17 protein-coding genes and 1 tRNA gene are annotated in these 26,053 nt (G+C 43.3%); 14 read left to right on the top strand and 4 right to left on the bottom strand.

Features of this window, described 5'->3' with window-relative positions; translation table 11 throughout:
- The first annotated feature begins 2 nt into the window (after window positions 1-2).
- Both U5O15_06295 and U5O15_06290 read left to right on the top strand, forming a co-directional pair.
- Window positions 3-3,227, top strand: coding sequence for a PDZ domain-containing protein (locus U5O15_06295; GenBank protein MDZ7860262.1), 3,225 nt, complete (start codon window positions 3-5; stop codon window positions 3,225-3,227).
- 85 nt (window positions 3,228-3,312) lie between these two features.
- Complete coding sequence (locus U5O15_06290; protein ID MDZ7860261.1) at window positions 3,313-4,635, top strand: C1 family peptidase; 1,323 nt, start codon at window positions 3,313-3,315, stop codon at window positions 4,633-4,635.
- A gap of 96 nt (window positions 4,636-4,731) precedes the next feature.
- On the opposite strand, the gene U5O15_06285 is transcribed toward U5O15_06290, so the two are convergent.
- The 3 genes from U5O15_06285 to eno form a co-directional block, all read right to left on the bottom strand.
- Window positions 4,732-4,808: transfer RNA gene (locus U5O15_06285), tRNA-Met, on the bottom strand.
- A gap of 27 nt (window positions 4,809-4,835) precedes the next feature.
- Entirely contained in the window at window positions 4,836-5,231 is a 396-nt protein-coding gene (locus tag U5O15_06280) for a septum formation initiator family protein (GenBank protein ID MDZ7860260.1), read from the bottom strand.
- 20 nt (window positions 5,232-5,251) lie between these two features.
- On the bottom strand, window positions 5,252-6,544 hold the full coding sequence (gene eno / locus U5O15_06275) for a phosphopyruvate hydratase (protein ID MDZ7860259.1): 1,293 nt from the start codon (window positions 6,542-6,544) through the stop codon (window positions 5,252-5,254).
- Between the two features lie 277 nt (window positions 6,545-6,821).
- Here eno and U5O15_06270 point away from each other — a divergent pair, with 277 nt between their 5' ends.
- The 6 genes from U5O15_06270 to U5O15_06245 all read left to right on the top strand — a co-directional run bounded on the left by U5O15_06270 (window position 6,822) and on the right by U5O15_06245 (window position 13,501).
- Window positions 6,822-7,400: a sigma-70 family RNA polymerase sigma factor gene (locus U5O15_06270; GenBank protein MDZ7860258.1), complete on the top strand. Its 579-nt coding sequence runs from the start codon at window positions 6,822-6,824 to the stop codon at window positions 7,398-7,400.
- A 13-nt stretch (window positions 7,401-7,413) separates the two neighbouring features.
- Window positions 7,414-8,502, top strand: coding sequence for a DUF4097 family beta strand repeat-containing protein (locus tag U5O15_06265; GenBank protein MDZ7860257.1), 1,089 nt, complete (start codon window positions 7,414-7,416; stop codon window positions 8,500-8,502).
- 6 nt (window positions 8,503-8,508) lie between these two features.
- Window positions 8,509-9,159, top strand: coding sequence for a zf-HC2 domain-containing protein (locus U5O15_06260; protein ID MDZ7860256.1), 651 nt, complete (start codon window positions 8,509-8,511; stop codon window positions 9,157-9,159).
- On the top strand, window positions 9,143-10,408 hold the full coding sequence (locus U5O15_06255) for a hypothetical protein (GenBank protein MDZ7860255.1): 1,266 nt from the start codon (window positions 9,143-9,145) through the stop codon (window positions 10,406-10,408). Before U5O15_06260 ends, U5O15_06255 begins: the two co-directional genes overlap by 17 nt.
- A gap of 182 nt (window positions 10,409-10,590) precedes the next feature.
- A complete protein-coding gene (locus tag U5O15_06250; GenBank protein MDZ7860254.1) occupies window positions 10,591-11,949 on the top strand; it encodes a BamA/TamA family outer membrane protein in 1,359 nt (452 codons plus the stop codon).
- A 472-nt stretch (window positions 11,950-12,421) separates the two neighbouring features.
- Window positions 12,422-13,501: a T9SS type A sorting domain-containing protein gene (locus tag U5O15_06245; GenBank protein ID MDZ7860253.1), complete on the top strand. Its 1,080-nt coding sequence runs from the start codon at window positions 12,422-12,424 to the stop codon at window positions 13,499-13,501.
- An 11-nt stretch (window positions 13,502-13,512) separates the two neighbouring features.
- Here the strand turns inward: U5O15_06245 and rlmN are convergent, their stop codons facing one another.
- A complete protein-coding gene (gene rlmN / locus U5O15_06240) occupies window positions 13,513-14,550 on the bottom strand; it encodes a 23S rRNA (adenine(2503)-C(2))-methyltransferase RlmN (protein ID MDZ7860252.1) in 1,038 nt (345 codons plus the stop codon).
- Between the two features lie 41 nt (window positions 14,551-14,591).
- Between rlmN and U5O15_06235 the strand changes: the two genes are divergently transcribed.
- The 6 genes from U5O15_06235 to U5O15_06210 all read left to right on the top strand — a co-directional run bounded on the left by U5O15_06235 (window position 14,592) and on the right by U5O15_06210 (window position 26,012).
- A complete protein-coding gene (locus U5O15_06235; GenBank protein MDZ7860251.1) occupies window positions 14,592-15,584 on the top strand; it encodes a hypothetical protein in 993 nt (330 codons plus the stop codon).
- Window positions 15,577-16,935, top strand: coding sequence for a sigma-54 dependent transcriptional regulator (locus U5O15_06230; GenBank protein MDZ7860250.1), 1,359 nt, complete (start codon window positions 15,577-15,579; stop codon window positions 16,933-16,935). The genes U5O15_06235 and U5O15_06230 overlap by 8 nt, the downstream gene beginning before the upstream one ends.
- Window positions 16,936-17,135: 200 nt before the next feature.
- On the top strand, window positions 17,136-17,456 hold the full coding sequence (locus U5O15_06225) for a hypothetical protein (protein MDZ7860249.1): 321 nt from the start codon (window positions 17,136-17,138) through the stop codon (window positions 17,454-17,456).
- Between the two features lie 53 nt (window positions 17,457-17,509).
- Window positions 17,510-20,566 carry a sigma 54-interacting transcriptional regulator gene (locus U5O15_06220; GenBank protein ID MDZ7860248.1) on the top strand — a complete coding sequence of 1,019 codons (3,057 nt, stop codon included), beginning with the start codon at window positions 17,510-17,512 and terminating at the stop codon, window positions 20,564-20,566.
- Window positions 20,567-21,631: 1,065 nt separating this feature from the next.
- A complete protein-coding gene (locus U5O15_06215) occupies window positions 21,632-22,504 on the top strand; it encodes a hypothetical protein (GenBank protein ID MDZ7860247.1) in 873 nt (290 codons plus the stop codon).
- Between the two features lie 181 nt (window positions 22,505-22,685).
- Window positions 22,686-26,012: a hypothetical protein gene (locus tag U5O15_06210; GenBank protein ID MDZ7860246.1), complete on the top strand. Its 3,327-nt coding sequence runs from the start codon at window positions 22,686-22,688 to the stop codon at window positions 26,010-26,012.
- The last annotated feature ends 41 nt before the right edge of the window (window positions 26,013-26,053 follow it).

The following is a 26,053-nucleotide window of genomic DNA, read 5'->3' as shown; positions in this document are numbered from 1 at the left end:
TGATGAGTTTTTCTAAGAGAATCTTCGTTTCAGCCGCCGTTTTTATGCTTATTGCTTCTTTCTGGCCGAAGCATTCGGCGAGCAAAGAGGCGCGGCTGCTTCGTTACCCGCATATAATGGGCGACAAAGTTGTTTTCGTCTATGCCGGAGATATATGGACTGTGTCTGCCGAAGGCGGCAGAGCGAGGAGAGTAACCTCGTTTGCCGAAGGGCTTGAGCTTTTCCCGAAAATATCCCCCGATGGAAGCACGATAGCCTTTTCAGGGGAATACGCGGGCACAAGGCAGGTTTATACGATCCCTTACGAGGGCGGAATGCCGGAGAGACTTACATTTTACCCCGATGTCGGCCGTATGCCGCCCAGGGGGGGATATGATTATATGATTCTCGACTGGACTCAGGATGGACGGATACTTGCAAGATGCAACCGTACCCCGTTCGGAAAGAGGGTTGGTAAGTACTATATTATAGATCCGGAGAAGCCCGGTCTTAGGGAGGCTCTCCAGATACCTGAGGGTGGTCCCGCGACACTTTCTCCCGACGGTAAAAGAATCGCGTATGACATAAAATCGCGTGAATTCCGTACATGGAAGAGATACACGGCGGGAAGAGCGCAGGATGTATTTATATACGATCTTGAAGAAAACAAGACACAGAAGATAACTGAGTTTACCGGAACTGACAATTTTCCAATGTGGATTGGAAACAGCATCTACTTTACATCAGATCGCAAGAGAACTCTGAATCTGTTTAAATATGATATTGCCTCTGAAGAGATAAAGCAGGTTACAAGGTATGATAAATTTGATCTCCTGTGGCCCAGCAGGGGAAGGGACAGAATAATCTTCGAAAAGGGCGGCTATCTCTTTTATTACGACACAAAACTTGATAAAACGGAAAAGATAGAGATTACTCTCGGGAGTGACAAACCGATGGTAAGGCCGGTTTATAAAAATGTGAAAGAGAACATAGAGAGTTTCACTGTTTCACCTTCCGGAGCGAGAGCTGCTTTCGGCGCCAGGGGGGAAATATTCACTCTTCCTGAAAAGCACGGAGTAACCAGAAACATAACCCGAACCGAAGGGATAAGAGAGAGGAATGTCGAGTGGTCTCCCGATGGAAAATATCTTCTCTATCTCTCTGAGGAGAGCGGCGATTATGAGATTTGGATAAGGCCCAAGGACGTTGACGGAAGCCCCAGGAAGCTAACAGAGGAGAGTGATTCGTGGATTATAGGACCGAAATGGTCTCCCGACAGCAAAAAGATCGTCTACACGGACAAGAAGAACAGACTCTGGGTTCTTGACGTCGAAAGTGGAAAAAGAAAAGAGGCCGATAAATGCCGTTATGCCGGAATCAGCAATTATTCATTTTCACCTGACAGCAGATGGCTGTGTTATACAAGGGTGTCTGAAACCTTTATGTCATCGATCTGGGTATATTCACTTTCTTCAAATAAAGCGATGAAGCTGACGGGGGATTTCTCGAACGACAGAGAGCCGGTCTTTTCGCTTGACGGCAAGTATTTATATTTTATTTCACAGAGGGATTTTATTTATCCCGACAAGGAGTGGGAGGACAGACTTTATGTCGGCACGTTGTCTGAAGAGACTCCGTCGCCTCTTACTCCCCTGAACGATGAAGAAAAAGTTGAAAAAGATGATGATGATAAGGAAAAGGAAAAAGAGGAAATTAAGATTGAATCTATCGACGCGGAGGGATTTGCCGGCCGTGTTGTCGCGCTTCCCTTAGAGCACAAGCACTATAGTAGTCTTGCGGCCGTAAAAGGCGGGCTTGTTTTTATATACACAGATGAAACAGGAGCGAAGGAGCTTAAAAAGTTTGAACTCAAAACCCGCGAAACCAAAACAGTAATGGAGGATGTGACAGCTTACGAGATCGCGGCGGGGGGCGAGAAGTTTATCTATAGAGCTGAAAAAACATTCGGCATAGCAGAACTTGCTCCCGACCAGTCTAAAAACGCCGGAGCCCTTGATTTTAAGGGTATGGAGATGAGGATAGATCCCGCCGAGGAATGGAAACAGATATATACAGACGCCTGGCGGATAATGCGCGACTGGTTCTACGATCCCGATATGCACAAGGTTGACTGGAAGAAGATGCATGACAAGTATGAAGTTCTGCTTCCCCACGTTGCCGCGAGAGTGGACCTTGATTATATACTCGGCGAGCTTATTGGAGAACTTAACGCCGGTCACTGCTACGTTTATTCGGGAGATATGCCGGTGGTTGATCGAGTGCCGGTTGGTCTGCTGGGCTGCGAGTTTAAGCCGGACGGCGATCATTACAGGATTGACAAGATATACAAAGGAGCTAACTGGCTTGATTCTGAAAGATCGCCCCTTACAGAACCGGGACTTAACGTAAAGGAAGGATCTTATCTTATCGAAATTGACGGCAGAGAGGTTACCACGGCGGAGAGCCCCTATAAATATCTGGAGAACAAGGTCGGGGTTCAGGTAAAGCTTAAGATCAATAACAGACCTTCCGCGAAGGGTGCCCGCGAGATTACAGTAGTGCCTGTAGCAAGTGAATTGAAACTTCTATACAGGAAATGGGTTGCTGAAAACCGCGCGCTGGTAGATGAGCTCTCGGACGGCAGAATAGGTTATATGCACATTCCTAACACCCATTACGATGGATACAAATCATTTTACAAGAATTTTCAGCCCCTGATGAACAAAGAAGCCTTGATTATAGATGAACGGTATAACGGAGGCGGTCATTCACCCTATAATATGGTTGAGATCATGAAGAGGAAGGTTTACAGCTACTGGGCAAGGAGAAACACGTCTCTAACCCCTCTTCCCTTTCCAGTTAATGAAGGTCCAAAAGCGATGCTTATCAACGGTCTTTCTTCGTCCGGAGGGGACGCGTTTCCAGCGTATTTCAGAGAGGCCGGACTTGGTCCTCTGATTGGAGAGACTACATGGGGAGGGCTTATAGGATACGGATATTCGCCTCATTTTATCGATGGCGGAAGTTTCGCCGTGCCGGGCTTCGCCTTTGTAAACAACAGAGGGCAGTGGGACGTTGAAGGTGTCGGTTTGTCCCCGGATGAGGGGTTTGAGGTATTCGATGATCCGGCTCTAATCCAGGCCGGCCGGGAACCGATGATAGAAAGAGCTGTTGAGTATCTTCTCAAGAAGCTCGAGGAGAAGCCCCGCGGGGAAATAAAGAAGCCCGAGGGGCCCGACAGAAGCTGAAAATTTTAGCTTCCGGAATAAATGCCCCCTTCGCGAAAGGGGGCATAAACCCGGGGGCGTTTTTCTGACAGATGGAGGTAATAGAATGAAAACGTATGGAGCTTGTTTGCTCATAACGGTCATGGTTCTGGCTATTCTCGCTCCCGCCGCTGTTTTCGGCGATAACGACAAAGACCATGTGCGTTACGAAAAAGACTACAAGGATCCGGTTATAAAACAGATGAAAGAGGAAATGGACAGTTTAACCGCTATCAGAGACAGCATAACCGCTGAAATAAACAAGAAATTCGAGGATAAGAAAAAGAAGAAAGAAGAAAACGAGAAAGAGATAAGATTTGATTTCGACGATGTAAATAAACCGGATTCACCTGAGGCGTTCAAAGCGCCTTTTCATTATCCTCCTGTTGCTCAGTACTACACCGGCACCTGCTGGTGTTTCTGCACAACATCCTTTATGGAATCCGAGATTGCCAGATTAACCGGCCGGAAGATAAAGCTTTCCGAGATGTATACTGTGTACTGGGAGTACGTGGAAAAAGCCAGGGGATATATTAATAAGAGGGGCAACCAGCCATTCGCTCAGGGCGGCGAGTCTGACGGTCTCTTTATTATCTGGGATAAGTACGGAATTGTTCCTCTCGATGAATACCCGGGACTTACAGAAGGAAGAGATAAGCATAATCACAAGATGATACGAAGGGAGATGATCGACTACCTCGAGCTTGTAAAGGAAACCGGAGCGTGGGACGAAGAGACAAATATTGCTCATATCAGGGTGATTCTAGATAAATACTTGGGAACACCCCCCGGGGAGTTTTTGTTCGAAGGCGAAATGATTACTCCGTTGGAATTTCTAAACGATGTCTTAGAGGTTGAAACTGACGATTATATCCAAGTTATGTCAACTCTGTCAGAGCCCTTTTATCTTCCCGGCGAATTTGATGTTCCCGATAATTGGAGACCCACGAAGACATATTACAACCTCCCGCTCGATGAATTCTACAAGAGGATAAAGAAAGCCGCCAAGAATGGTTATACAGTTTGCATCGGGGGAGATGTCTCTGAGCCGGGATATGACGGATTTGAAGACTCCGCTATAATACCGGATTTTGATATACCGAAGGAATATATAAGCCAGGATTCACGTGAGTTCAGGATCTACAATGGGACTACAACGGATGACCACGGCATTCATCTTCTGGGCTATCTGGAAAAGGATGGAAGAGACTGGTTTTTAATAAAGGATTCTGGCAGGAGCTCAAGACACGGAGAGTTTCACGGATATTATTTCTTCAGAGGAGATTATATTAAAATGAAGATGCTTACCTACAGCGTTCACAAGGATGTCATGAAAGACCTCGAGGATGAGTTTGACGAGGCCGAAGAAAAGGCTCAAAGCGCGGATTGAAAGTAGCCGATTGATTTGTAATAGTATGCGATAAAGTGAGAGTTTATAAAATTTAATAAGACGATACCTCCCGGACAGGCAGGGAGGTATCGCTATTGGTAGCGGGGACTGGATTTGAACCAGTGACCTTTGGGTTATGAGCCCAACGAGCTACCAGACTGCTCCACCCCGCATTATATCTTTTACTCCTATATACACTATTATTTCTTGCCTCTGATGTCAAGAAAACTCGACGGAAGAGCACTATTATTTCTCTCGGGTATCATTTTTATCTTAAACACTTTGTCGCCGGGCTTTATATATCCGTATTTTTCGCGGGCGATCTTTTCAAGCGCGAAAGGATCGTTTTTGAGGTCTCCGACTTTCTGTTCGAGAAGTGTCGTTTCCTTTTCGAGGATCTCTATTTCGTTTTTCATTCTGTCTAGTTTTTTCTGAGCTTTCCAGAGATTGATAAAACCGACATCACTTACGGTGAAGACCATAATTATGAGAGCTCCCGCTACGCCAAGGAGGATTATCGTCATTTTGAAGGATATATTTATTTGGCTGTAGCGTATCCTTAAGTATTTGTTTTCATTTCCCCAGAAACCCTTCATTCTCTATATACTCCCGCAAGTTAAACCTGTTTTTGGTTTGAGGCAAACGCTGAATGACCGGGATATATTCCCGTTTCACCCAGCGTTTCTTCAATTCTTATGAGTTCGTTATATTTGGCGATTCTGTCAGTGCGGGAGAGTGAACCGGTTTTTATCTGTCCTGAATTTACGGCAACCGCGACGTGAGATATTGTGACATCCTCACTTTCTCCTGATCTGTGAGATACTACCGTTGTATATCCCGCTCTTTTCGCCATTTCGATTGTGTCTAGTGTTTCAGTAAGAGTTCCTATCTGGTTAAGTTTAATCAGAATCGAATTAGCTGTTTTTTCCTCGATCCCTCTCTTTAACCGCTGGGTATTCGTAACGAAAATGTCATCTCCCATTATCTGTATTCTTTTTCCGAGACTCTGGTTGAGCACTTTCCACCCTTCCCAGTCATCTTCACCAAGTCCGTCTTCAATTGAGATAACGGGGAATTCGTCAACCAGTTGTTTGTAGAAGTCCACCATCTCACCCGCGGTTAAAATCTTATTCTCGGCGTCGAGATGGTAGCCGTCCCCTTGCTGGAATTCACTGGCGGCTGGATCCAGGGCCAACGCGATATCTTCGTAGGGTTTATAACCCGCTTTTTCAATCGCCGAGACAATTATCTCCAGAGCCTCCCTGTTGGATTTAAGGTTGGGAGCGAATCCTCCTTCATCACCGACAGATGTGGCGTAACCTTTTTCTGATAATATCTTTTTAAGTGCATGAAATGTTTCCGCTCCCCATCTTATTGCTTCACCGATAGAATCCGAGCCGACAGGCACAATCATAAATTCCTGAATATCGACATTATTGTCCGCGTGTTTGCCGCCGTTTAGAACGTTCATCATGGGAACGGGAAGAACCTTGGAATTGATACCGCCTATATATTGAAAGAGCGGTAGTTGCAGGGCGTTTGAGGCGGCCTTGGCCACCGCCAGAGAAACGGCGAGAATGGCGTTTGCTCCCAGTTTCTCCTTGTTCGCAGTGCCGTCGAGGTGACACATTAATTCATCGATATATATCTGATCAAGGGCGTCAAGACCGGCAATTTCAGGGAATATAATATCATTTACTTTTTTTACCGCTGTAAGAACACCTTTGCCGTTATATCTTTTCTTGTCACCGTCTCTTAGTTCTACCGCTTCATGTTCACCGGTTGAAGCTCCGGAAGGGACTATAGCGCTTCCCGAGGCGCCCCCGTTTAGAAGTACTTCTACTTCAACCGTGGGATTGCCTCTTGAATCCAATACTTCTCTGGCTAAAATGAATTCTATAACAGTCATCTCTTCTCCCAGTGATTCAGCTTCTCCGTAAATCCGTGAAACCTCGTAAGTCAAGTCTAATTTTGCCCTTTGACGGTGTCAAGTAAATTAATTTTCTACTTTCAGCGAAATTTACTTTATTTTTGTGTATCCAGCAGGCAATCCGTATAACAACTTTGATGTCAATAATTTGGAAAATCAACTTCCAACTTATAAATTTTCCTGCTATCTTTTTATCTGAGCAATCAGTTTTTTTAGAAACTTTATTTGTGATTCTTTCGTAATGTAAGGTGTAGCGTTGAAAAAGGAAGATATAAAATTAATTAACCGATGTCTGGAAGGGGATGAAAAGAGCTTTGAGATACTCCTTAACAAGTATAAGGGACCTGTTTTCAGTATATGTCTGCGGATGGTCAATAACCGTGATGACGCGGAAGATCTCTCGCAGGATCTCTTTATCAGGGTTTTCAATATGCTCGACAGATATAATCCCGCGTTTCCTTTCTCAAGCTGGATATACAGGATTACATCGAACCTTTGCATCGATTTTTTGCGTAAGAAGAAGAGGAACAGACTTCTTTCCACCGATCAGCCCATTAAGGGTAAGGATGGTACAATGCAGCGTCAGCTAGTCTCTAAAGAGATTGGACCTGAAAGGAAAACGGAGGTTTCCGAAAAGATGAAAGCCCTTGAAGAATCGATAGGAATGCTTCCCGAGCCTTATAGAATTATAATAATTCTAAGACATCAGCAGCAGCTGTCATACGAGGAAATATCAGATATGCTTGCAGTCCCCCTTGGCACTGTTAAAGCGAGAATACACAGAGGTAGAAAAATGATAGTTGATTTTCTAAGCGACCGCGGAATCATAAGCTGAAAGGAACAGAATTATGATCAGGGATAAATTAAGAATATTAAAGGTAGTGACGCTTCTTTCAGTTGTCCTGGCAGTCTCTAGTAATACCGCCTGTTCTTCATTCGAATATGAGAAAACCGAAAAAAGGGTAGTTCTTCTTAATGGAGAGAAGAGTTTGAAAGTTACGGCGAGCCGGAGTGACATATATATTTCCGCCGAACCTGAATTAGAGGAGATTGTTCTTAATATCAGAAGAAAAGTAGAAGCCGCCGATGAAAAGAAAGCAAACCAACTTTCGGAAAAACTCGATGTTGAAGTCATCAGAGAGGACGGCTTGATAGAATTTAAGACAAAATTTCCTGAGGACGAGGTTAAGGACAAAAATATTTTTTCCCTTTTGTTCGGTCTTGGGGCGGAAATTGAAATGGATCTTGAAATTCGTGTGCCGGAATCTATGGAGATTTCGGTTATGACTGCCTCGGGCGATGTCGAGTTATCGAATATTCTTTTGAACGCCAGAATATCCACATCAAGCGGAGATGTTAAAGCTGAAAATCTAAATGGAAGACTTGAAGTGGATGTTTCCAGCGCTGATATTACAGCTGAGAATATCGGGAGGATTGTCGTAAAATCAGTCAGTGGTGACATTTCGGCCCAAAAAGTGAAGGGGGATGTGGATGTGTCGGTAACTTCCGGAGATTTGGATTTGGTTGATGTTGAAGGAGATATAGTTATCACAACAGTTTCCGGTGATATTAGAGTTGATAATGCCCGGGGGTCCGCGACAGTAAAGGGAACCAGCGGATCGGTTGATATCTTTGGAGTTACCGGAGCGGTCGAAGCTCTATGCGCCAGTGGGGATATTTTTATCAAAGCTTCCCCCTCGGACGAGAGGGTTGATTATAAACTGGGAGCTTCGAGCGGTTCAGTAGCGCTGAAATTTGATGATATCCTTAAAAGGGGATTTATTCTCAGAGCCAGCACTACAAGCGGGAATATTAAACTGAATTTACCTATAGATGTTAGCGATGTATCGAGGAACAATGTATCAGGTGTCGTCAGAGACGGAGAATCGAAAGTAATCGTTGAAACATCGAGTGGGGATATTTCAATAGAGGAGTGACCGGAAGTGGATTGCCGCCTTTTCAGTCTGTTGATACAAAAATATCACGACGGTGAACTTGACCGCGCCATGGAAGCTAAGTACGAAAAGCATCTGGCCGAGTGTGAAAAGTGCGGGGCGATTGACGCTCGTTACTCAGAACTCTTTTCGGCGTTTGAAAATATCGAAATTTATCAACCGCCGGAGGGTTTTAACGATAAGGTGATGGCTAATGTCAATATTCGGAAGTACAGGAAGAATCTTTTTTCCGGGTTCCTGAGCGAGATTACCCGCAGATTAGATATCCTGCCCGGATATATAAGAGTTGCCTCGGCTGTAACGGCCGCGTTCGCTCTATTTATGTATATTTTCAGACCCGTCTTTATGTATATGATATCTGTTTTAGAGGGCTTTGCGGGGTTTGTTTCTTCATCGGCTTACGTTTTTGTCAAGCAAACGAGCGCTGTTTTTGAAATTCTTGTTAATTATTTTAATTCTGATCCGGAGTTTCTTCTGGCGGCGACTATACTGCTAAGAAAATCAAAGGGAATAATCGGAGAAATTTCCGGAGTTTATTTAGTGACTGTGTTTCTGTTGGTTTCTCTGATTGTGTTAACAATTACAAGAGTGTTACGTTCAACGCGGCAGAAAGGGGAGTTCCATGTCAGCTTTATTTAACATATCGATTATCAAGGCAATTTTAACCATCGCGGTAATGGTCTTTATGAATTTTGATTCCGGCGAGGTTAAACAGATTTCCGGGATTATTCCGGCTTTTACTTTGAACACCGTTGAAGTGCATTCAGATTCAACAGACGCGGATGAAGAAGGGAAAGAAACGGAGAAATCCGTGAAGATATCCATATCTGATGACGGCATCAAGATACATTCCGACGGGAAGGACAAATTTATCCTGAATTCTGATTCAAAGGATAAGATAAGAGCTATGGTCAAGGCCGGAGTTGAATCAATTCCTGATTCTATTTCTCTGGATGTTAATTACGATGGAAGCGCCAATTCTATTGATTTCACATACAGGGATGAAGATAAATACAGTGATGTGAAAAAAGATGACTTTGTCAGGATCGGCGGCAAAATTAAGATAGAGGACTATCAACTTGTTCAGGGCGATGTTGTCTCAGTAGTAGGGGGGGTTACAATCGACGGCAAGGTGAGGGGTGACGTGGTCTGTGTTGTCGGCAATATTGACCTTGGTCCTTCTGCTGTTGTTAATGGAGATGTTGTCTGTGTTATGGGGAATCTGTCGAAAGACAAAAATGCAAGAGTCAGAGGCGAGACTGTCACGGTCGGATCGGGTGTTGGAGGAGATGGATTTTCTTTCCCCGGAGTCGCTTTCTTCCCGTTCGGCGGAGGTATTTTCAGGGTTATCGCGAAGATTGCCAAATTTACCATTCTAGTTCTGCTTTTATTAATAGTTTTCTACTTCATGCCGGAAAGAATGAAGAAGAGTAGTTCTTACGTGTCAGGCTCTTTCCTCAAATCTCTCGGCGTGGGTGTTCTTATAATCTTTTTCGGCTCGATCGTGATTCTTATAGCGGCGATTATTCTTGCAATAACAATCATAGGGATTCCGCTCTCTCTGCTTCTGTTTTTATCCTATCTTGCTCTGCTGGTTGTTTGCTATTTTGTGGCCGCCCTTGCCCTTGGAAATATAGTTGCCGGCAAGATGCAGGTTGCGCGCGATTCGATATACCTTAAGGGACTGATAGGGCTCTTTATCCTTGAACTGCCGGGGTTATTAAGTTCTCTGATGAGTGTCGTGCCGGTATTTACATTTGTGAGAATGCCGATAGGGATAATAGGTAAATTTATAGTCTTTCTAGCTATTCTTATCGGAGTGGGCGCTTTTGTACTTTCAAAAGGCGGAGCTCTGGCTCACGGATCTGATGATCTGATTGAGGAGTAAAAGAGACAATTCTTTACAGTTCGCCTCTTGCGTACTATTTTTCAGAGTTGGTGATTGAGGGATAATTTAAAGAGCGGGACTGTATGGAATTTCGGCGCAATGCTATAAGATTATATCTATTTCTTCCGGTATTTCTTGAATTCTTTATACCATCGATATCTTATTGTCAATCGCGTCCGCCGATGTGTAAATATTCCGTCTCAATAGAGTCCGGGGGAGAGGGAAGCTGCTCTTCGAGCGGAAAAAAACTCAGCGTATCCGCGCGCGGACTCGCCAGGGATGGGTTGAGCGCCAACGGCCTGGAGAATAAAGCTAATGAATTGGACGGTTTTACCGGACAGGTAATAGACACAATAATTGTCTATGGGAATGAAAGGACAAAACGCAGAGCGGTAATCCGGGAAATGGCTTCAAAGAAGGGTGAGAGAATTGACCCTGATTTGATAAAGAGAGATTCCTCCTACCTCAAGGGTATGGGGTATTTCTCGAGCGTGGATATATCGGTCGAAAATATAATAGAAAATAGATGCCGTGTTATTGTAAAGGTGGATGAAAGACCCAATTTATTCATGAAATATCCTTATCCTGTCTTAGATTATCATTTCAAAGAGGGGATAAGATACGGGGTCAGATGGAGGATAAAGAATTTCCGCGGACTTGGCGAAAAAATATCCGCCTCTTTTAAGAAGAGAAGGGATAAAGAGCATGGCGGATCAGCTTCGTGGTTCATTCCGTGGGTATTTGGCAAAAGGATGAGGCTGCGTTTTGATTTTTTCAATTACAGAAGGCTTGACGAGCCCGAGTATGCTGATTTTATAAAGGAAAAAAACGGCGTCAGGTTCAGTCTCGGGTTGCCGCTGACGAAAGATCTTGTTGAACAAATTTGGTTGACACCTACAATATCCATGGAGGCTAGAAATTCAAGGTTGTCAATTCCCGAGGGGACATATTACAGACAGAATATTTTGACTTTAGGTATGCGATTGACATACGACAGCAGAAATACATGGATAGTTCCAACAGAGGGAGTTTACGCGCGGGTTAACTTGAAGCATGTTTTATCGGTAAATGGTCTGGATCAGGAATATTCATTCTTCAGTTTTTCCACCAGCAATTTCACTTCATTCGGTAAGATGGGAACATTGATCTTAGCAGTAAGAGCTGATAACTACGAGGGTTCACTGCCCGGGTTTTATGAGATGAAGCTGGGCGGAAATTCAGACCTCAGGGGGTACTCTGAAGATATGAGGGGTACGGCTAAAATTCTCGGCACGGTGCAGTGGCGAAAGAATATTTATGGTCCAAACGTATTTGAAATTTCCCGAATTGGAAAGTTCGATCTCAGTATAAATGCCATAGCGTTTATAGACACTGGGGCGCTCTCTCGTGGATTTGAGTATTTCAACACTTCTATTTTTCATTCTACCTTCGGCGGGGGAATAGAAGTTCTCTCGCCAATACAGGATATTGTAAGATTTGAAATTGCCTCCGACAGACATGGCCACAGCGCGTTTTATCTGACGTCAGGCACGAAATTCTAATCTCATGACAGTATGTTTTTACTAACCACCCCGCGGCAGGTATTATCCCGAAGTCCAGATAAGATGTAGCGGGTGTTGGGGGATTTTACCCTTGATAACAGTCCTTACCTTAAAAGAGGGGTTCTCCCTTATACGGCGGCTAATATCGAATCCTGGTTAACTATGTGACGCCGGTCAGTATCGGGGGATATTCCCCACTTTTTTTGTTGAGCTCGAATCAGGAATAAAGAAAAAAGATAACGCGAAGCAATCCGGATCTTGATCATTTTACCTCATGCTATTATAACACATTGTTATAACTATAAATACAGCAATTAAATCCCACGGCATAAGTTTTGATCTTCTGGTGGAGGTGCGGGGGTTCTATATATGAAGAATGGAGGTATATCTGTTGCACAACAGTAATATGCCGTTATGTAAGCGGTTTGAACTGTAGATGAGTATATGAGGTTCTACTTGGGAAGATGACTGTATGAACTGGTTACCTGACAAGAGGTTATCAATAGCTGCTGTATTTAACGCTGTAGTTATAGCTGCTATTTTCTCTTCCGCCGTGTGGGGAAAACCCCGCATTTATTCATTCGATAACGGCATTGAGGCTGAAATCTATTCCAGCCGGACAATAATTGATGAAATGACTGAAAGGGATGAAGATGGGGACCTGATTCTTACAGTTGAGGAGGGATGGGTTTATGAGCTTATAGATGACATGTCGGATCCCTCGATAGCCTGTAAAGGTGATGGCATATTTTATTCTCACAGCGAAGAGGATATAGCCGCCGCGCTGAGAGAAGTTGACCTCGACGGAACAATGTTGGATATAAAAGTAGAGGTCTATCTGCTTCCTTTTCCCAGGAGGGGTATTCTCAGAAGCACTGCCCGCGGCAATAAGATCTTCCTTACCCCCGGAGTCTATGAGTTGCAGCGGCAAGTCAGCGCCTTTTTTGTAACTCATGAATTCGGGCATTGTTTTCAGAATGTTTATCTTCCGAAAAGTAATAAGGAAAAATGGCGGGATTATCTTTCGCTCCGCGGTATATACGGCGACACGGATTATGATGACCTGAGTGAGCATAACCACAGGCCTGCCGAGATATTCGCGGAAGATTTCAGATATATGTTTGGAGGGATACTTTCCAGATATTCCGGAGAGATTGAGAATCCGGATCTCGCGTTGCCGGAGGATGTTGACGGATTGAAAGAATTCTTTGTTTCACTTGTCGAGGGCGAGGGATTTGACTCGAGGGTCGCTTACTCTGGCGGCGCGGTATCAATTTCGAATTATCCAAATCCTTTTAATCCGTCAACAACTATAAACATACTTTTTGCCGAAGAGGTTGCCGCCAATAACTCGACAGTTGATGTAGGAATTTACAGCGTCGATGGAGCTCTTGTAAAAAATCTGGGTCAAAGAAGAACAGACGGCACTGATCTGAGGATTAAGTGGGACGGCAGAACATCAAATGGGGCTGAAGCGGCAAGCGGTGTCTATTTCTGTACGATCCGCGCCGGAGAATATGTCAAATCAGGCAAAATGCTTCTTATAAGATAATTTAAAACTGCTTATGTCATCTTCCTCTTTTTCCAGCTGAGTTGTCCGCAGGCCGCGCCTATATCCTTCCCGCGGCTTCTCCTGACGGTTACGGCAGGCGCTCTAGGAAGTAGTAATTCGATAAATCTGTTGATTCTTTCTTCATCAGGTCTGCTGAATTTGCAGCTGTCCCATCTGTTAAAAGGGATAAGATTAATTTTAAATGGTCTTCCGGAAGTTATTTTCGCCAGTCTTTTCGCGTCACTGTCGGAATCATTTACGTCTCTAAGGAGGACATATTCCAGAGTAGTGCGTGTTCCTTTTAATTCGGCGAATTTCTCGGCCGCGGAAAGTGTGTCATCTATATTACTCGAAGCAGGCATTATTTTTCTTCTGACGCTGTCGGTAGTCGCGTTCAGTGAAACGGCCAATCCGAATTTTAGGTCCGATTCAGCGGCCTTGATTATTTTATCGGGTAAACCAATTGTACTTACTGTAATTCTCTTTTCCCCCAGCGCGAAAGCATCCAGGTTGTTTAGAATCTCTATCGCCCTGAATACATTGCCGGAATTAAGAAATGGTTCCCCCATTCCCATAAAAACGATATTATATCTCCTTCGAGGCGGTATATAGTTGTCTTTCATGAATATAATCTGATTTAAGATTTCATCGCTCCGCAGATTTCTTTCAAGGCCGTTCTTTCCCGTTCTGCAGAAAGCGCATTCCAGGGAACATCCAATCTGGCTGGAGATGCAGATAGTTTGATGCTTTTCGAACTCCATGAGAACAGTTTCAATTACAAGTTTATCTTCACATTCAAGGAGGAATTTTATGCTTGCGTCTTCTTGAGATCTTACTTTTTCAGTTAAGCGGAGTGATGTAATTGAAAATAAGTCATCGAACCTTTTCCTCAGTTCAAGGGGCAGGTTCGCCATATCATAAAAGCTGGTTACCCTTTTCTGGTATAACCACTTGAGCAGCTGGGTTTTTCTGTGGCGTTTTTCTCCAAGTTCATCTATGATTAAAGAGATTTCCTTGATTGAGAGATTCTTTATGTTTTTGTTCCGCAATCTCTACTCCTTTTAATGAAATGAAAGAGAAAAGGAAGCTTTTGTCCAGAAATAAAATTGGTATATCGGCCTGCATAGATCTGGGGAGCAGCTATTTCAGACTCTTGCTCGCGGATATAGAAGAGGATACAGGCGGCAGAAAAATTAAACCTCTTTATCAAGATTCGAGATACATAGGGTGGGGGGATGAAGTTGAGAATAGAGGATTGATTTCAACGGATAAGATGAGCGTTGCCGCCGAATATTTAAGAGAATTTGTTAATCTTTCTATTGAAAGTGGTTGTGACAGACCCGTTATAGTTGGAACAAACGCCTTCAGGAAAGCGGATAATGCCCATGAAGTTCTATCCCATCTTCAGGAAAATGTCTCACCTCCTGTCTATATACTTTCAGAAACAGGTGAAGCTGCTCTTGGATTCAGAGGGGCTTCTTCTGTTCTGGGTGGAGGGGAGAAGGGGCTTCTAATAGATATAGGGGGAACCAGCACTGAAATTGCCTGGGGTAAGGATGGTTTGATCGATGATTATATAGAAATTCCAATTGGTACTCACAGAGTTGCCTCGTTTCAGAGAGATGCTTCAGTTCAGCTTGAAGCGCGATTTCTCAGAAGAAACTTTTTTGAGTCAATCAGCTCTTTTACCTTCCGCAGTGATTATATGGATTCGAGGCTTTCTTCCTTGCCCGCCGGGTTAGAAAATTTTAGAATTCTTGCTACGGGGGGCACAGCTGTAAGTTCCGCTCTTGTTCTAAGATTTATAAAGAGAATGCCCTGCGTTGTTGAAAATGATAGTATAATTGCTGAAGAGTTGTTCCTGATGACAAGAAGGATCAAGAGTAAAAGATTACGGGACATGCATCGTTTTCTTCCCGTAACTTTAGAGAGAGCCAGGCTTTTAATTCCGGGGCTTGTGTTGCTGAACTCGATCATAAGTCACCTGGGAGTAAATGAAATTAGTGTTACGCCTCGTGATCTTCGCTGGGGGGTATTAATTTCCGGGGGTGTATTCGAGGAAAGGTTTTTGTTCAATGAGTAAAAAGGTTCTTATAGTAGATGATGAGAAGAGCATAAGGGACGTACTGGTAAAACTTCTTTCGTACGAAAAATTTGCGACTCTGACCGCTTCCGACGGGAAAAGCGCGATCGAGACTGTAAAGAACGAAGTAGTTGATATAGTTCTGCTGGATATAAAAATGCCCGGGATAGACGGGATTGAAGTTCTTGAACGAGTTAAAAGGATAGACCCTTCTCTTCCCGTTGTGATCGTTTCAGGTCACGGGACAGTTGAGACAGCCGTGGAAGCCACAAAACTCGGTGCTTTCGATTTTATCGAGAAGCCCATTGATATGGAAAGAGTGCTTCTTACGGTAAGAAATGGGATAAAACAGGCCAAGCTTACGAGGCAGAATATAAGTCTGAAGAAACGTGTGGGAGGAAGAACAAAAATTGTTGGAGAAGACGAGAGTGTCAAGGAAGTTCTCGGTATAATAGAAAGAGTTGCCGGGACTGCCGCCCGTGTATTGGTTACCGGAGAAAATGGAACGGGCAAGGAGCTGGTTGCCAGAAAGATTCATGAGCTTAGTGACCGAAGTTCTGAAAGTTTTGTAGAGGTTAACTGCGCCGCTATTCCGGAGGATCTTATAGAGAGCGAACTCTTCGGTCATGAAAAGGGGGCTTTTACCGGGGCTACAACGAGAAGGATTGGCAAATTCGAGCTAGCCGATGAAGGAACATTATTCCTCGATGAAGTTGGTGATATGAGCCTTTCGGCTCAGGCAAAAGTTCTCCGTGTTCTACAGGAATCTGTATTTGAAAGAGTCGGGGGCGCAGAACAGATAAATGTTGATGTGAGAGTTATAGCTGCTTCCAACAAGGACCTTGTTGGGGAAGCTGAAAAGGGAAGATTCAGGAAAGATCTGTTTTTCAGACTGAACGTTGTTCCTATAGAGGTGCCGCCATTAAGGAAAAGAAGAGACGATATTCCTCTTCTGTCTGATTTCTTCCTGAAGCAGATAGGTGAAGAGCTCGGAATTACAGCGAAAAAGATTTCTCCTTCAGCGATTGAAATAATGAAGCGTTACAGTTGGCCCGGAAATGTTAGAGAACTCAGGAATCTTATCGAAAGATTGTGTATACTAACAAAAGATAAAGAGATTAATAAGAGCGATTTATCTTTTCTAGCAGGTCACGGTAATAGTGATTTGCGGAATAACCCTTTTTCCATTGATGATTTTCAGGAATTCAGGGAATTTACTGAAAAGGAATTTCTTATGAGAAAATTGCGCAAGTATGAGGGCAATATTTCAAAAACAGCCCGTATGCTTGGTATGCAGAGGAGTAATTTGTATAAAAAACTTGAGAAATACAGCATTGATTACAGGGATTGAAGTAATATCTTATACGGAAGGGGGGTAGGTTTAACTGATTTCTTAAATTTTCAGATAAAGACTCTAAATCATGCTGTTTTCTTATTTTTCATTGAATATTTGTTTGACCACTGCAGAGTAAAGGGTTAAACTTCATAGTAGGTGAGAGGGGTTGTTAGGGAGTTTGGAGCGTTTGCTGCTTCAAAGAAGGAGGATGAGCTATGAAAGCCAAAATATTATGCGGTGCCATTCTTGTTGTTATTCTCCTTTCCTCTTCAGTGTCAGCCACACCAACTGCCGGTTTCTACGGAGTCAATTCAATCTCGACATTTCTCAACCGTTATGCGATTAGAATTATCGAGCGGTTTTATGTTGAAGAGAAGACTGTAAAAGATGGTTGGGCAGAGACGGGAAACCTTCTTGGCGGAGATGCTGATGATTATGCCAACGGATGCATGCCGGATAAAGGAAAAGGTAATATCAACGACATTTCTTCGGGCCAGGATGGTTTTGATACCGGTCTCGATAACTTTAGCAATTAATTGTTCTTATATTTAAAAAATCTCAGAACTCTAGAGAGATATTGGAGAAGTTGATGTCGGAAGACACTTCAGGTAATGATAGTTATGGATATGGGAAAGAAGATCCCGAGAAGAATTTTCAGCGCACAAGTTCCGCCGAAGAACTCGGGGATATGCATCTTTCAACTGAGAATTATTCTGTAGCTCTGGAATATTACACAAGGGTTCTTCAGGAAAACGTTAAAAACGATTCCAGCAGTAATGTGCGTGTTTACCGCAAGATAAGCGATTGTTACAGAAGAAAAGGGATGTTGAGTGAAGCAATGGCTTTTCTTGAAGATGCCGAACTTCACCGTAAAGAAGATGATGTTATCTCAATGGGTATTCTGTTATGCCGCCGCGGCATAATTTATTACGAACAGAATGAAATCAACAAGGCATTAAGACACGCGTGGAAAGCCTACAGGATATTGAGAATAAGTGATGAGCATAGAGAAGTAGCTCATACACAACTGCTGATAGCTAATTGTTTCTCCAGGAAAGGAAAGGGCGCTGAAGCTGAAAAGTATTTCCTCGATGCTCTTTCCACCTATAGGAGGATAAATGACATTGTAGGCGAATCTTACGTACTTAATAATCTTGGATTATTTCATAAGAACGCGTGCCGTTGGGGAAGAGCCACGCAGTTTTTAACAAGGGCTCTCAGGATATGTAAAGAAAGCGGGTTGTCCCGTAGTGAAATCCGCGTAAGATTGAATCTTGGTATTGTGCATTTGAAAAAAAGGGATTTTGCCGAAGCTGAGACTGCTTTCTCCAAGGTGAGGGAAATGGCAAATAGAATCGGTGATAATCTCAAGTATGTCCGTGCCACACTCATGCTGGGTGTTAAAGAGGTCAAAACCGGCAATTTGTTATCCGCTGAAAAACACCTTCTTGAAGCGCAAGTCATTTCAGAAAAACGGAATTACAAGAGAGAGCTTGCTTTATCCGATGAATTTTTAGGCGATTATATGTTTGTCAAAGGTGACTATGAAGGTGCAAACGAGAACTATGAAAGGGCTCTTGAAAAGGCTCGGGATATCCTTCCTGAAAGTGATATTGTTGCTGAAGTGCTTAGAAGGCAAATGCGAGTCCACCTCGCGCTCAAAGATCCAGCCAAGGTCTTATCTATAGGCAAAGAGGCTATGAGAATAGCCGATAATTGCAGTGAAGTCCACGAGCTTGGATTTATAGAAAGAACCATTGGTGATGCTTACGCGATGCTGAAAGACAGAAAAAGAACAAAGAAATATATCAATTCCAGTATACGTGTGTTTTTAACTGTTAACAATCCTTATGAAGCCCATAAATCGGGGTACGCTATTGGAAAATATCTATTTAGTCACGGCGACAGAAAATCCATGATTATGGGGAGAAAATTTATCAAAGAATCACTTTCCTATTTTGACAGGGCTGAAGAATATCAGGAGTCTGCCAAATGCCATTTTCTGCTCGCGAAAATAGAATACTCCCTCGGCAGCTTGGATGAATGTCTACTTCACATATATGAAACTAGGCATCTGGCGGATGAATTAAGCGACCGCAACCTTCTAAGACGGCTGAATCGTTTCAGGAAGAAAGTCGAAAAGAACGCGGTTAGCTCAGATTCTGAAATTTCCCGGAGTACTGGTAGAGAGGACCTTTCTAATCTAGTCTCCAGTGATTCTAATCTGGGTGAATATCTAAAACATATTCTTAATGATCTGATGAGTAAATTGACCGCGCATCATGGTTTTGTCACTCTCTTTGACAGCCCCGAAGGGAACAGTGCTCCTCTTGTTCTTGTAAGACGCGGGATTTCCGAGAATAATACGACCAAGATCGCTAATTGGTTTCTAAGCCGGGATCCTGATGATCCTGTGGAAGAATTTCTGGTAACTGATATTGAGAATGACAGGAGAATATCGAAGGTAAGAGATCTTTTGCCGGATTCCACTGCTCCCGTGTATTTCCATCCAATTGTCAAGAAGGGAAAATGCGGCGGATTGTTGTTTTTTCAATCCGGGGAAGATAGTTCAGGAATCCCCAGGGTCGGGACTTTATATGATGTTGTGTCAACATACGCCGGTTTTATCAGTTTTCTTCTCAAAGGGGTAATTAACAGAGGAGGAACTCAGGAATCATCAGATAAAATAAAGCAGAACCGGAGATTTGAAACTGTTATTACTCGTAATGAAAAAATGTTGAATGTTTGTAGTATGGCTCACCGGGTAGCGTGTACCGATTCAACCGTTTTACTTATGGGCGAGACGGGAACGGGTAAAGGGCTTATTGCTAAAGCTATTCATGACCTTAGTGACAGGCGCGGTTCTAAATATATGCATGTCAATTGCGCGGCCCTGCCGGAGAATATCCTCGAAAGTGAGTTGTTCGGTCATGTTAAGGGAGCGTTCACCGGCGCAGTTCTGAACAAGAAGGGCCTGTTTTTAGAAGCTGACGGCGGGACTGTATTTCTGGATGAAATCGGAAAGATGCCTGTTTCTCTGCAGGGGAAACTGCTGCAGTTTCTTGATACAAGAAAGATCAGACCTGTGGGCAGTAACAAGATGAGTGATGTTGATATAAGGTTAATATTCGCATCGAAGGTCGATCTTCTAAATCTCTGCAGGCGGCAGAAGATGCTGGAGGATTTTTATTACAGGATCAACGACTTTCCCCTTACAATTCCACCGTTGAGGGAAAGGCCTGAGGATATTAAACTGCTTGCTGAACATTATTTAAGTTACTTTACAGAATTGATGAAGAAGGACCTTTTCGGTTTTAGTGATGAAGCATACCAACAGATGTTTAATTACAATTGGGGCGGTAATGTCCGTGAGCTGGAAAAGGTGGTAAAACGTTCCGTAATACTGGCTAACGAAAGGAACTGGATAACACCTGATTTACTTCTTTTTGATTCATCTTTTGTTCCTGAAGAGAAAGATATAGAGTTAACCCTTCCCGAAAAAATATCCGCTCTGGAAAGAGATGTAATATCAAAATCTCTGGATAATTATTCCTGGAACAGGAAAGCTGTTTCCAGGGCTCTTGATATCAGTTATCCCACCCTCTTGAATAAAATAAGTAAATACGGGATAACTAAAACCGGTTAAAGGGCTCTTCCCTCTTTTATTTATAAGAAAATCTATATTTTCCCCTCTAACTAAAGTCTTTCCCCAGCTTTAAATGGTATAAGGACCGGATCATTGAATTTATTTATTGCTATGCTAAAATATTTTATTCTATAAGCTCAACTCTTAATTGGAGTTCTGAGTTTTCCACTTCTGAAATAAAATATTTTTATACATTTCAGTATTGCTATACGGGCTTTAATTAATCGTTGTAATGGGGCGTCTTTAACAAATTGTTTGGCAACACCTTACATTGCAAAGAAAAAGCCAGTCATTTTTAATTCATGGAACAGATATTGCGTTTTATAAATAAATAGATAAGTAAACTGAAAAATTCCGGCTCGGTTTGCTTCTCCAATTAGGACCGGCAAGAGGTCTGATGTATGCGGGGATGAAATAATAGATTTATAAGGTGGGGTCTCTTTATCACCGCATGGATTTCAGTTCTCTTGCCGGTTTGTTCATAGCTATTTTTTTGTTAACTAATAAAGTAGGGGTTTTCCCCTAATTCCAGTAATAATCCTATTTTGGGAAATAATAATAGTTTGACAAAGCAAATCCGGCTTAATATTATTATAAGTCAGAGGTATGGTTACTTGATGGAATGGCGAGATTCCTTCGTTGAAATAGCAAGCATGGACATCCCCTCCGGTGCTTGCTGGCCTGCCTCTGACATTTTTTCTTAAAAAAGAGCTATTCTTATTAAGAGATTTTATGTTTTCTCTTGAGAAATAACCTGCAGTTATTTACATGTGGCTGTGGGACATTATTTATTCCATTCTGACCTTCCAGATTTGTTATTTAAAGAATATCGAACTGATTATGTCCTTTATAATGGACGATTGTGTTTAATTGAAGTGACACTTTAAGATCTGAAATAAGGTGCGGCACAATTCGTATTTCAGTACAATCAATTAGTTTACTTCCCTAACCGCATATTTAACTGGCATTTGAACGGATAAAATCTTTGGCTCGCCCTTTTTTTATTTCCTTCATCCTTATGGCACATGTGTTGCGTAAGAGTATAAGTGATATGAGAGGAGTATTATGAAGATCAGGAATATCATCACAATATTTATTTTTTTGTTAGTTGCCTTGAATCTCTCCTGTGATGAAGAGGAGAAAATAGTAGAAGTTCCAACGGATTGCCCCCCTTCTCCACCACGCGGAATAGACGCCGATAACAGGGATGGTTATGTAATAATATGGTGGGCTCCAAACCCGGAGAGTGATATAGCGGGTTATGATATATACCGGGGGGATTCCCTCTACGGGGAATATATAAGAATAGGCTCTATAGATGACGAAAATCCCGATCCTTACGAGTACAATTACGAATATGAAGAACCCATAAACGGGGAGCAGTTTTACTACGGAGTAATTGCCTTTGATGAAGGAAACAACGAAAGTGAATTCAGTTATATTGTGACGGCTACACCAAGATACGAGGGGTTTATCAGGCTTTATGAAGCTGGAGTTAACCCGGATGCGAGCGGATTTGATTTTTCAAGTAACAGTAATTCTGCTCAACGTTATGATTCTGTTACTACCAATGTCTGGGTCGCGGAAGATGCAGAAGGTATTCAGAAATTTATGGTAGATAATGTAAACGATAGTATTCAGGACTACGGGTACGTGGATAATTTTGACCTCATAAATTATGCTCCGACAGAAGGGTGGTCTCCTTCGGGTAGAGCTGAAATTATCGAGTCCCATCTCTATGTTATCAGGACAGGAGAAGAAGCGCATTACGTAAAATTATATGTAGAGAGGACAGCGTTTGAGTGGGTTGAATTCTGGTGGGCTTATCAGTCGGATCCAGGAAATACCGATTTTTCTCCCGCTCCTGTTCCCGGTTTGATAGAAAGAAGGTCTGATGAGGGGAGATTAATTATAACCCCTTCTTCTGGAGATAGATAAAGAATTTTTTACGGCACTGGATAAAACCGGTGTGTTTGCAGAGGTCGACAAACCCCCAAGTGTTGAGAAGCAAGGATAACAGAGATATGAGATTTAATCCTGTAATACGAAACACCTGATTAATAGCTGACGCAATTAGGGTTTTGTTATCCTGAAGGTCGACCAAAGGGAAGAATAAACTATGGTATTGTCGAACAGGGGCGGCATCAGAGTTCTATTCTTCCCTTTATCTTTTCTTGTTATCCTGCCTGTTCTTGGTTATTATTTGTCTACTATGAAATCTTGGAATAAATTATCATCTGTAATTGTCTTGCTGTGCCTGAGTTTCTTTTATCCGGACTTTACCTTGAAGGCTGATCAGACGCCCCTGCCGGAAGGCCGCATGGTCTCTTCCGCCGGACTCGGGTATTTTCAGAAGCAGTCAATTAGAAAATTGGCAGAAGGCGTTACAGGATCCGCGGATTCACTGCGCTTGCTTGCAATTATGGTTTCTTTCCCGGGCAGCGATTTCGATACTGGCTCCGAGACGGTTGCCGCGCATGATTCTCTCTATTTCGCGAACGAACTCAGGCATTTAAAAGAATATTATCATGGCGCCTCCCGAGGCCTTTTCAAGCTTGACTGCGATTTGAGAGGCGAAGTAATTCAGCTCAGCCGGCCTGAGGAATACTACGGCGGAGATGATCAGGCCTGGGCGTCAAAGATGGTTGAAATGATGATAGAGGCAGTTGATTCTACTGACTCAGAGATAGATTTTTCGATTTATGACGCCTTTGCTCTTATCCACGCGGGGCCCGGCCGGGAGACAGATATTTTTGGAGATTCTCCGTCACAATTATGGTCGGGATTCATAGATCCGGAAGAGATGGAAGAAGTTGCCATGGACACTCTTGACGCGCCCGGTATCCCTACGGATGACCCCGGGGTCGGAGGCGGTTTTTACATTGATAATCTACTTATACTCCCGGAAGAATCTTCTCAGGATGGTTATACATTCGGATCTCTCGGAATATATGCCTATCAGTTTGCCAAACGACTTGGATTAGTACCCCTCTATGATTCAACACCTTCAGGTTATCCTGATTCACAGGGTATAGGAAATTTCGGGCTGATGTCCTATGGTCTTTATAATGGGCTCGGTTTTGTGCCCGCGTTTCCGTCCGCTTTTAACAGATATCTTATGGGTTGGGTCGAACCCGTTATAATAGAAGATGACAGCAGAGTGGAACTCGAGAGCATTAATTCTATTCCCTCTGTTGATACACAGATGGTTAAGGTGAATTTGAGCCCGTCGGAGTACTTTTTGATCGTAAACAGGGTTCATGACAGGAACTTTAACGGATTTCTCGATTTTGCTGACGTCGATACGACTGATTGGATCATAGCTATGGGGGAAACACTTTACGGATTTCCTCAGAATGCCGATACACTCACGGATGCTGAGTTTGATTTCTATCTGACTCCCGAGACTAATCCCTATACTAAGGTTATTAGATATGGTCAAGAGGTAAGGAAATATGACACCGGAAGCGGGCTGATGATATGGCACGTGGATGAAAGAATGATTCAAAAAGCCATTTTAAATGAAGTTAATATAAATAACAACGTATTGCTTAAGGGAGTTGACCTTGAAGAAGCCGACGGCATAGAGGATTTGGACCGCCCCGGCGGCACTAATGCTTTCGGAAGTCATTATGACTCATTCAGAATGGGAAACAACGACAGCTTCGGTGAAAACACGACACCCTCATCAGACGGAAATTTCGGAGTTAAGTCAGGAATTAACATTACTGATATTTCTGATACAGGGTACAAAATGAATTTTCTGCTCTCATTCGGGCATTTATTTAATGGAGAATCAGTAGAGTTTGAAGGTTTGGTCCGGGGCCATTCTCCGATCCCAGCTGACGTAAATTTGTCCGGCGGAATAGATATGATCGTTACTGCCGATACCGGACTTGTATATCTGATTTCCGATGCCGGAGCGGCTGGATGGACAGACAGAATAACCAGACTCAACGAATTTCCCGGAGCGGTATGGAAAACTTCTCCAGTCGTCTCAGATATAGATGGCGACGGTATAATGGAAATATTCGCCGTTTCCCGCGGAGGTAATTTATACGCCCTCGACGCTCTTGGAAACCCCTTTAATATTGATGTCGATGCCACATCACATTCGCTTGAGATCCCAGATACAATAATTTCTTTTCCTATGATGATGGAAGCTGACGGCGACACATTAAAGGAGTTGCTTGTGCTCTCCTCAGATCAAGACAGCGTATTTATGAATATAGTCGGTTCATCAGTTGATATTGAAGGCAGTGATGAAATAGGCGACGGAGTCTTAAGAGCTGCTTTTGCCGGCGGAGAGTTGATATCAAACCCAACCGCTTTTTACGTAAACGGTTCTCCGGGCTTTTTATGTTTGACGCGAAGCGGTTCAAATGCAAACGTGTGTATTGTAAGATTCGGCGGCGCCGGGGATTTTTCGACTGATATATACGGAGAACTTCATTGTCCGGTTGCTGAAGGTTCTTTGCTGACCCCTTCCTCGGGGGATATTGACGGTGACGGTTCTGATGAACTGGTTGTTTCCATACCGGGAACCGGTCTATTATATTTCAGTCCGGTAAAGGGACAGATAAAGTTATATGAGAACGATAACGTTATGTCTACGCCTTCCTTAGAAGATATTGACGGAGACGGCATCCTCGAAACGGCGGCGCATGACAGAGAAAATCTTTTTCTTTTTACGGGGTTTGGGGTATTGAAAGGGGACTGGCCTGTTTCGATAGGTGACCAGGCGGCGGCATTCGCTTGTTTACAGGATGAATATTCTCAACCCTTAATCGAAGATGTAGATGGAGACGGAGAATGCGAGGTTATCTTCAATATCGCGGGGAACCTCCACGCTTATGAGTCAGATTCTGACCGCCTGGCGGGGTGGCCGATTACAGGGGCCGGCTCCGGCTTGGAAACTCCGGCTTTCTTTAAGGACGATGAAGATAATCTCAGCATATTTATTACGGGAAGAACAGATCTTGTGGAAGGTGTTAATAGCGTAAGCGTCGATTCGGTTTCAGGTAAATCAAGCGCTGTTTGTTACAATACCGGCAATCATTTTTTCAATGACAGAGGATGGTCATTTTACCGTCACGATATTTCAGGAAGCTCCAGGCAGTCAGCTTCTGAAGCCTCTCTAACAGTGGAGGAAGTAATTGATAAAGAGACTTTTATCTGCTATCCGAATCCCGTAGAATCACAGAATCTGACTGTACGCGTTTCTATCTCTTCGCATGCTGAAGTTGAAATTAATATTCTTAATATCGAAGGTGAGAGAATTCTTAGAATAAACAGGACGCACTCCTATTCAAGCGGGAATAGAGTTCCATTTGAAGCAAGTGTTCCTGTTGAAGGTCTGGTGAGTGGAATATATATATGTTATATGGAAATAAAAGCGGGCGGGGAGAGCTGGAGTGACGCGAAGAAATTTGCCGTTGTAAGATAGTGCCGGCTCCGGCGGTGCCTGTTTAAGCGCTGAGCAGGGTG

This window comes from Candidatus Krumholzibacteriota bacterium (genome assembly GCA_034520215.1).
Taxonomy (GTDB): Bacteria; Krumholzibacteriota; Krumholzibacteriia; order Krumholzibacteriales; family WJIX01; genus JAGHBT01.
The sequence above is the reverse complement of the archived record's forward strand: the minus strand, read 5'-3'. Positions and strand labels throughout refer to the sequence as shown.

Coding starts and splice junctions, on each gene's coding strand:
- U5O15_06245 (MDZ7860253.1), top strand. CDS start 12,422: ATGAACTGGTTACCTGACAAGAGGTTATCAATAGCTGCTGTATTTAAC.
- U5O15_06290 (MDZ7860261.1), top strand. CDS start 3,313: ATGAAAACGTATGGAGCTTGTTTGCTCATAACGGTCATGGTTCTGGCT.
- U5O15_06255 (MDZ7860255.1), top strand. CDS start 9,143: ATGTCAGCTTTATTTAACATATCGATTATCAAGGCAATTTTAACCATC.
- U5O15_06230 (MDZ7860250.1), top strand. CDS start 15,577: ATGAGTAAAAAGGTTCTTATAGTAGATGATGAGAAGAGCATAAGGGAC.
- U5O15_06210 (MDZ7860246.1), top strand. CDS start 22,686: ATGGTATTGTCGAACAGGGGCGGCATCAGAGTTCTATTCTTCCCTTTA.
- eno (MDZ7860259.1), bottom strand. CDS start 6,544: ATGACTGTTATAGAATTCATTTTAGCCAGAGAAGTATTGGATTCAAGA.
- U5O15_06215 (MDZ7860247.1), top strand. CDS start 21,632: ATGAAGATCAGGAATATCATCACAATATTTATTTTTTTGTTAGTTGCC.
- U5O15_06250 (MDZ7860254.1), top strand. CDS start 10,591: ATGTGTAAATATTCCGTCTCAATAGAGTCCGGGGGAGAGGGAAGCTGC.
- U5O15_06220 (MDZ7860248.1), top strand. CDS start 17,510: ATGTCGGAAGACACTTCAGGTAATGATAGTTATGGATATGGGAAAGAA.
- U5O15_06295 (MDZ7860262.1), top strand. CDS start 3: ATGAGTTTTTCTAAGAGAATCTTCGTTTCAGCCGCCGTTTTTATGCTT.
- U5O15_06265 (MDZ7860257.1), top strand. CDS start 7,414: ATGATCAGGGATAAATTAAGAATATTAAAGGTAGTGACGCTTCTTTCA.
- U5O15_06280 (MDZ7860260.1), bottom strand. CDS start 5,231: ATGAAGGGTTTCTGGGGAAATGAAAACAAATACTTAAGGATACGCTAC.
- U5O15_06225 (MDZ7860249.1), top strand. CDS start 17,136: ATGAAAGCCAAAATATTATGCGGTGCCATTCTTGTTGTTATTCTCCTT.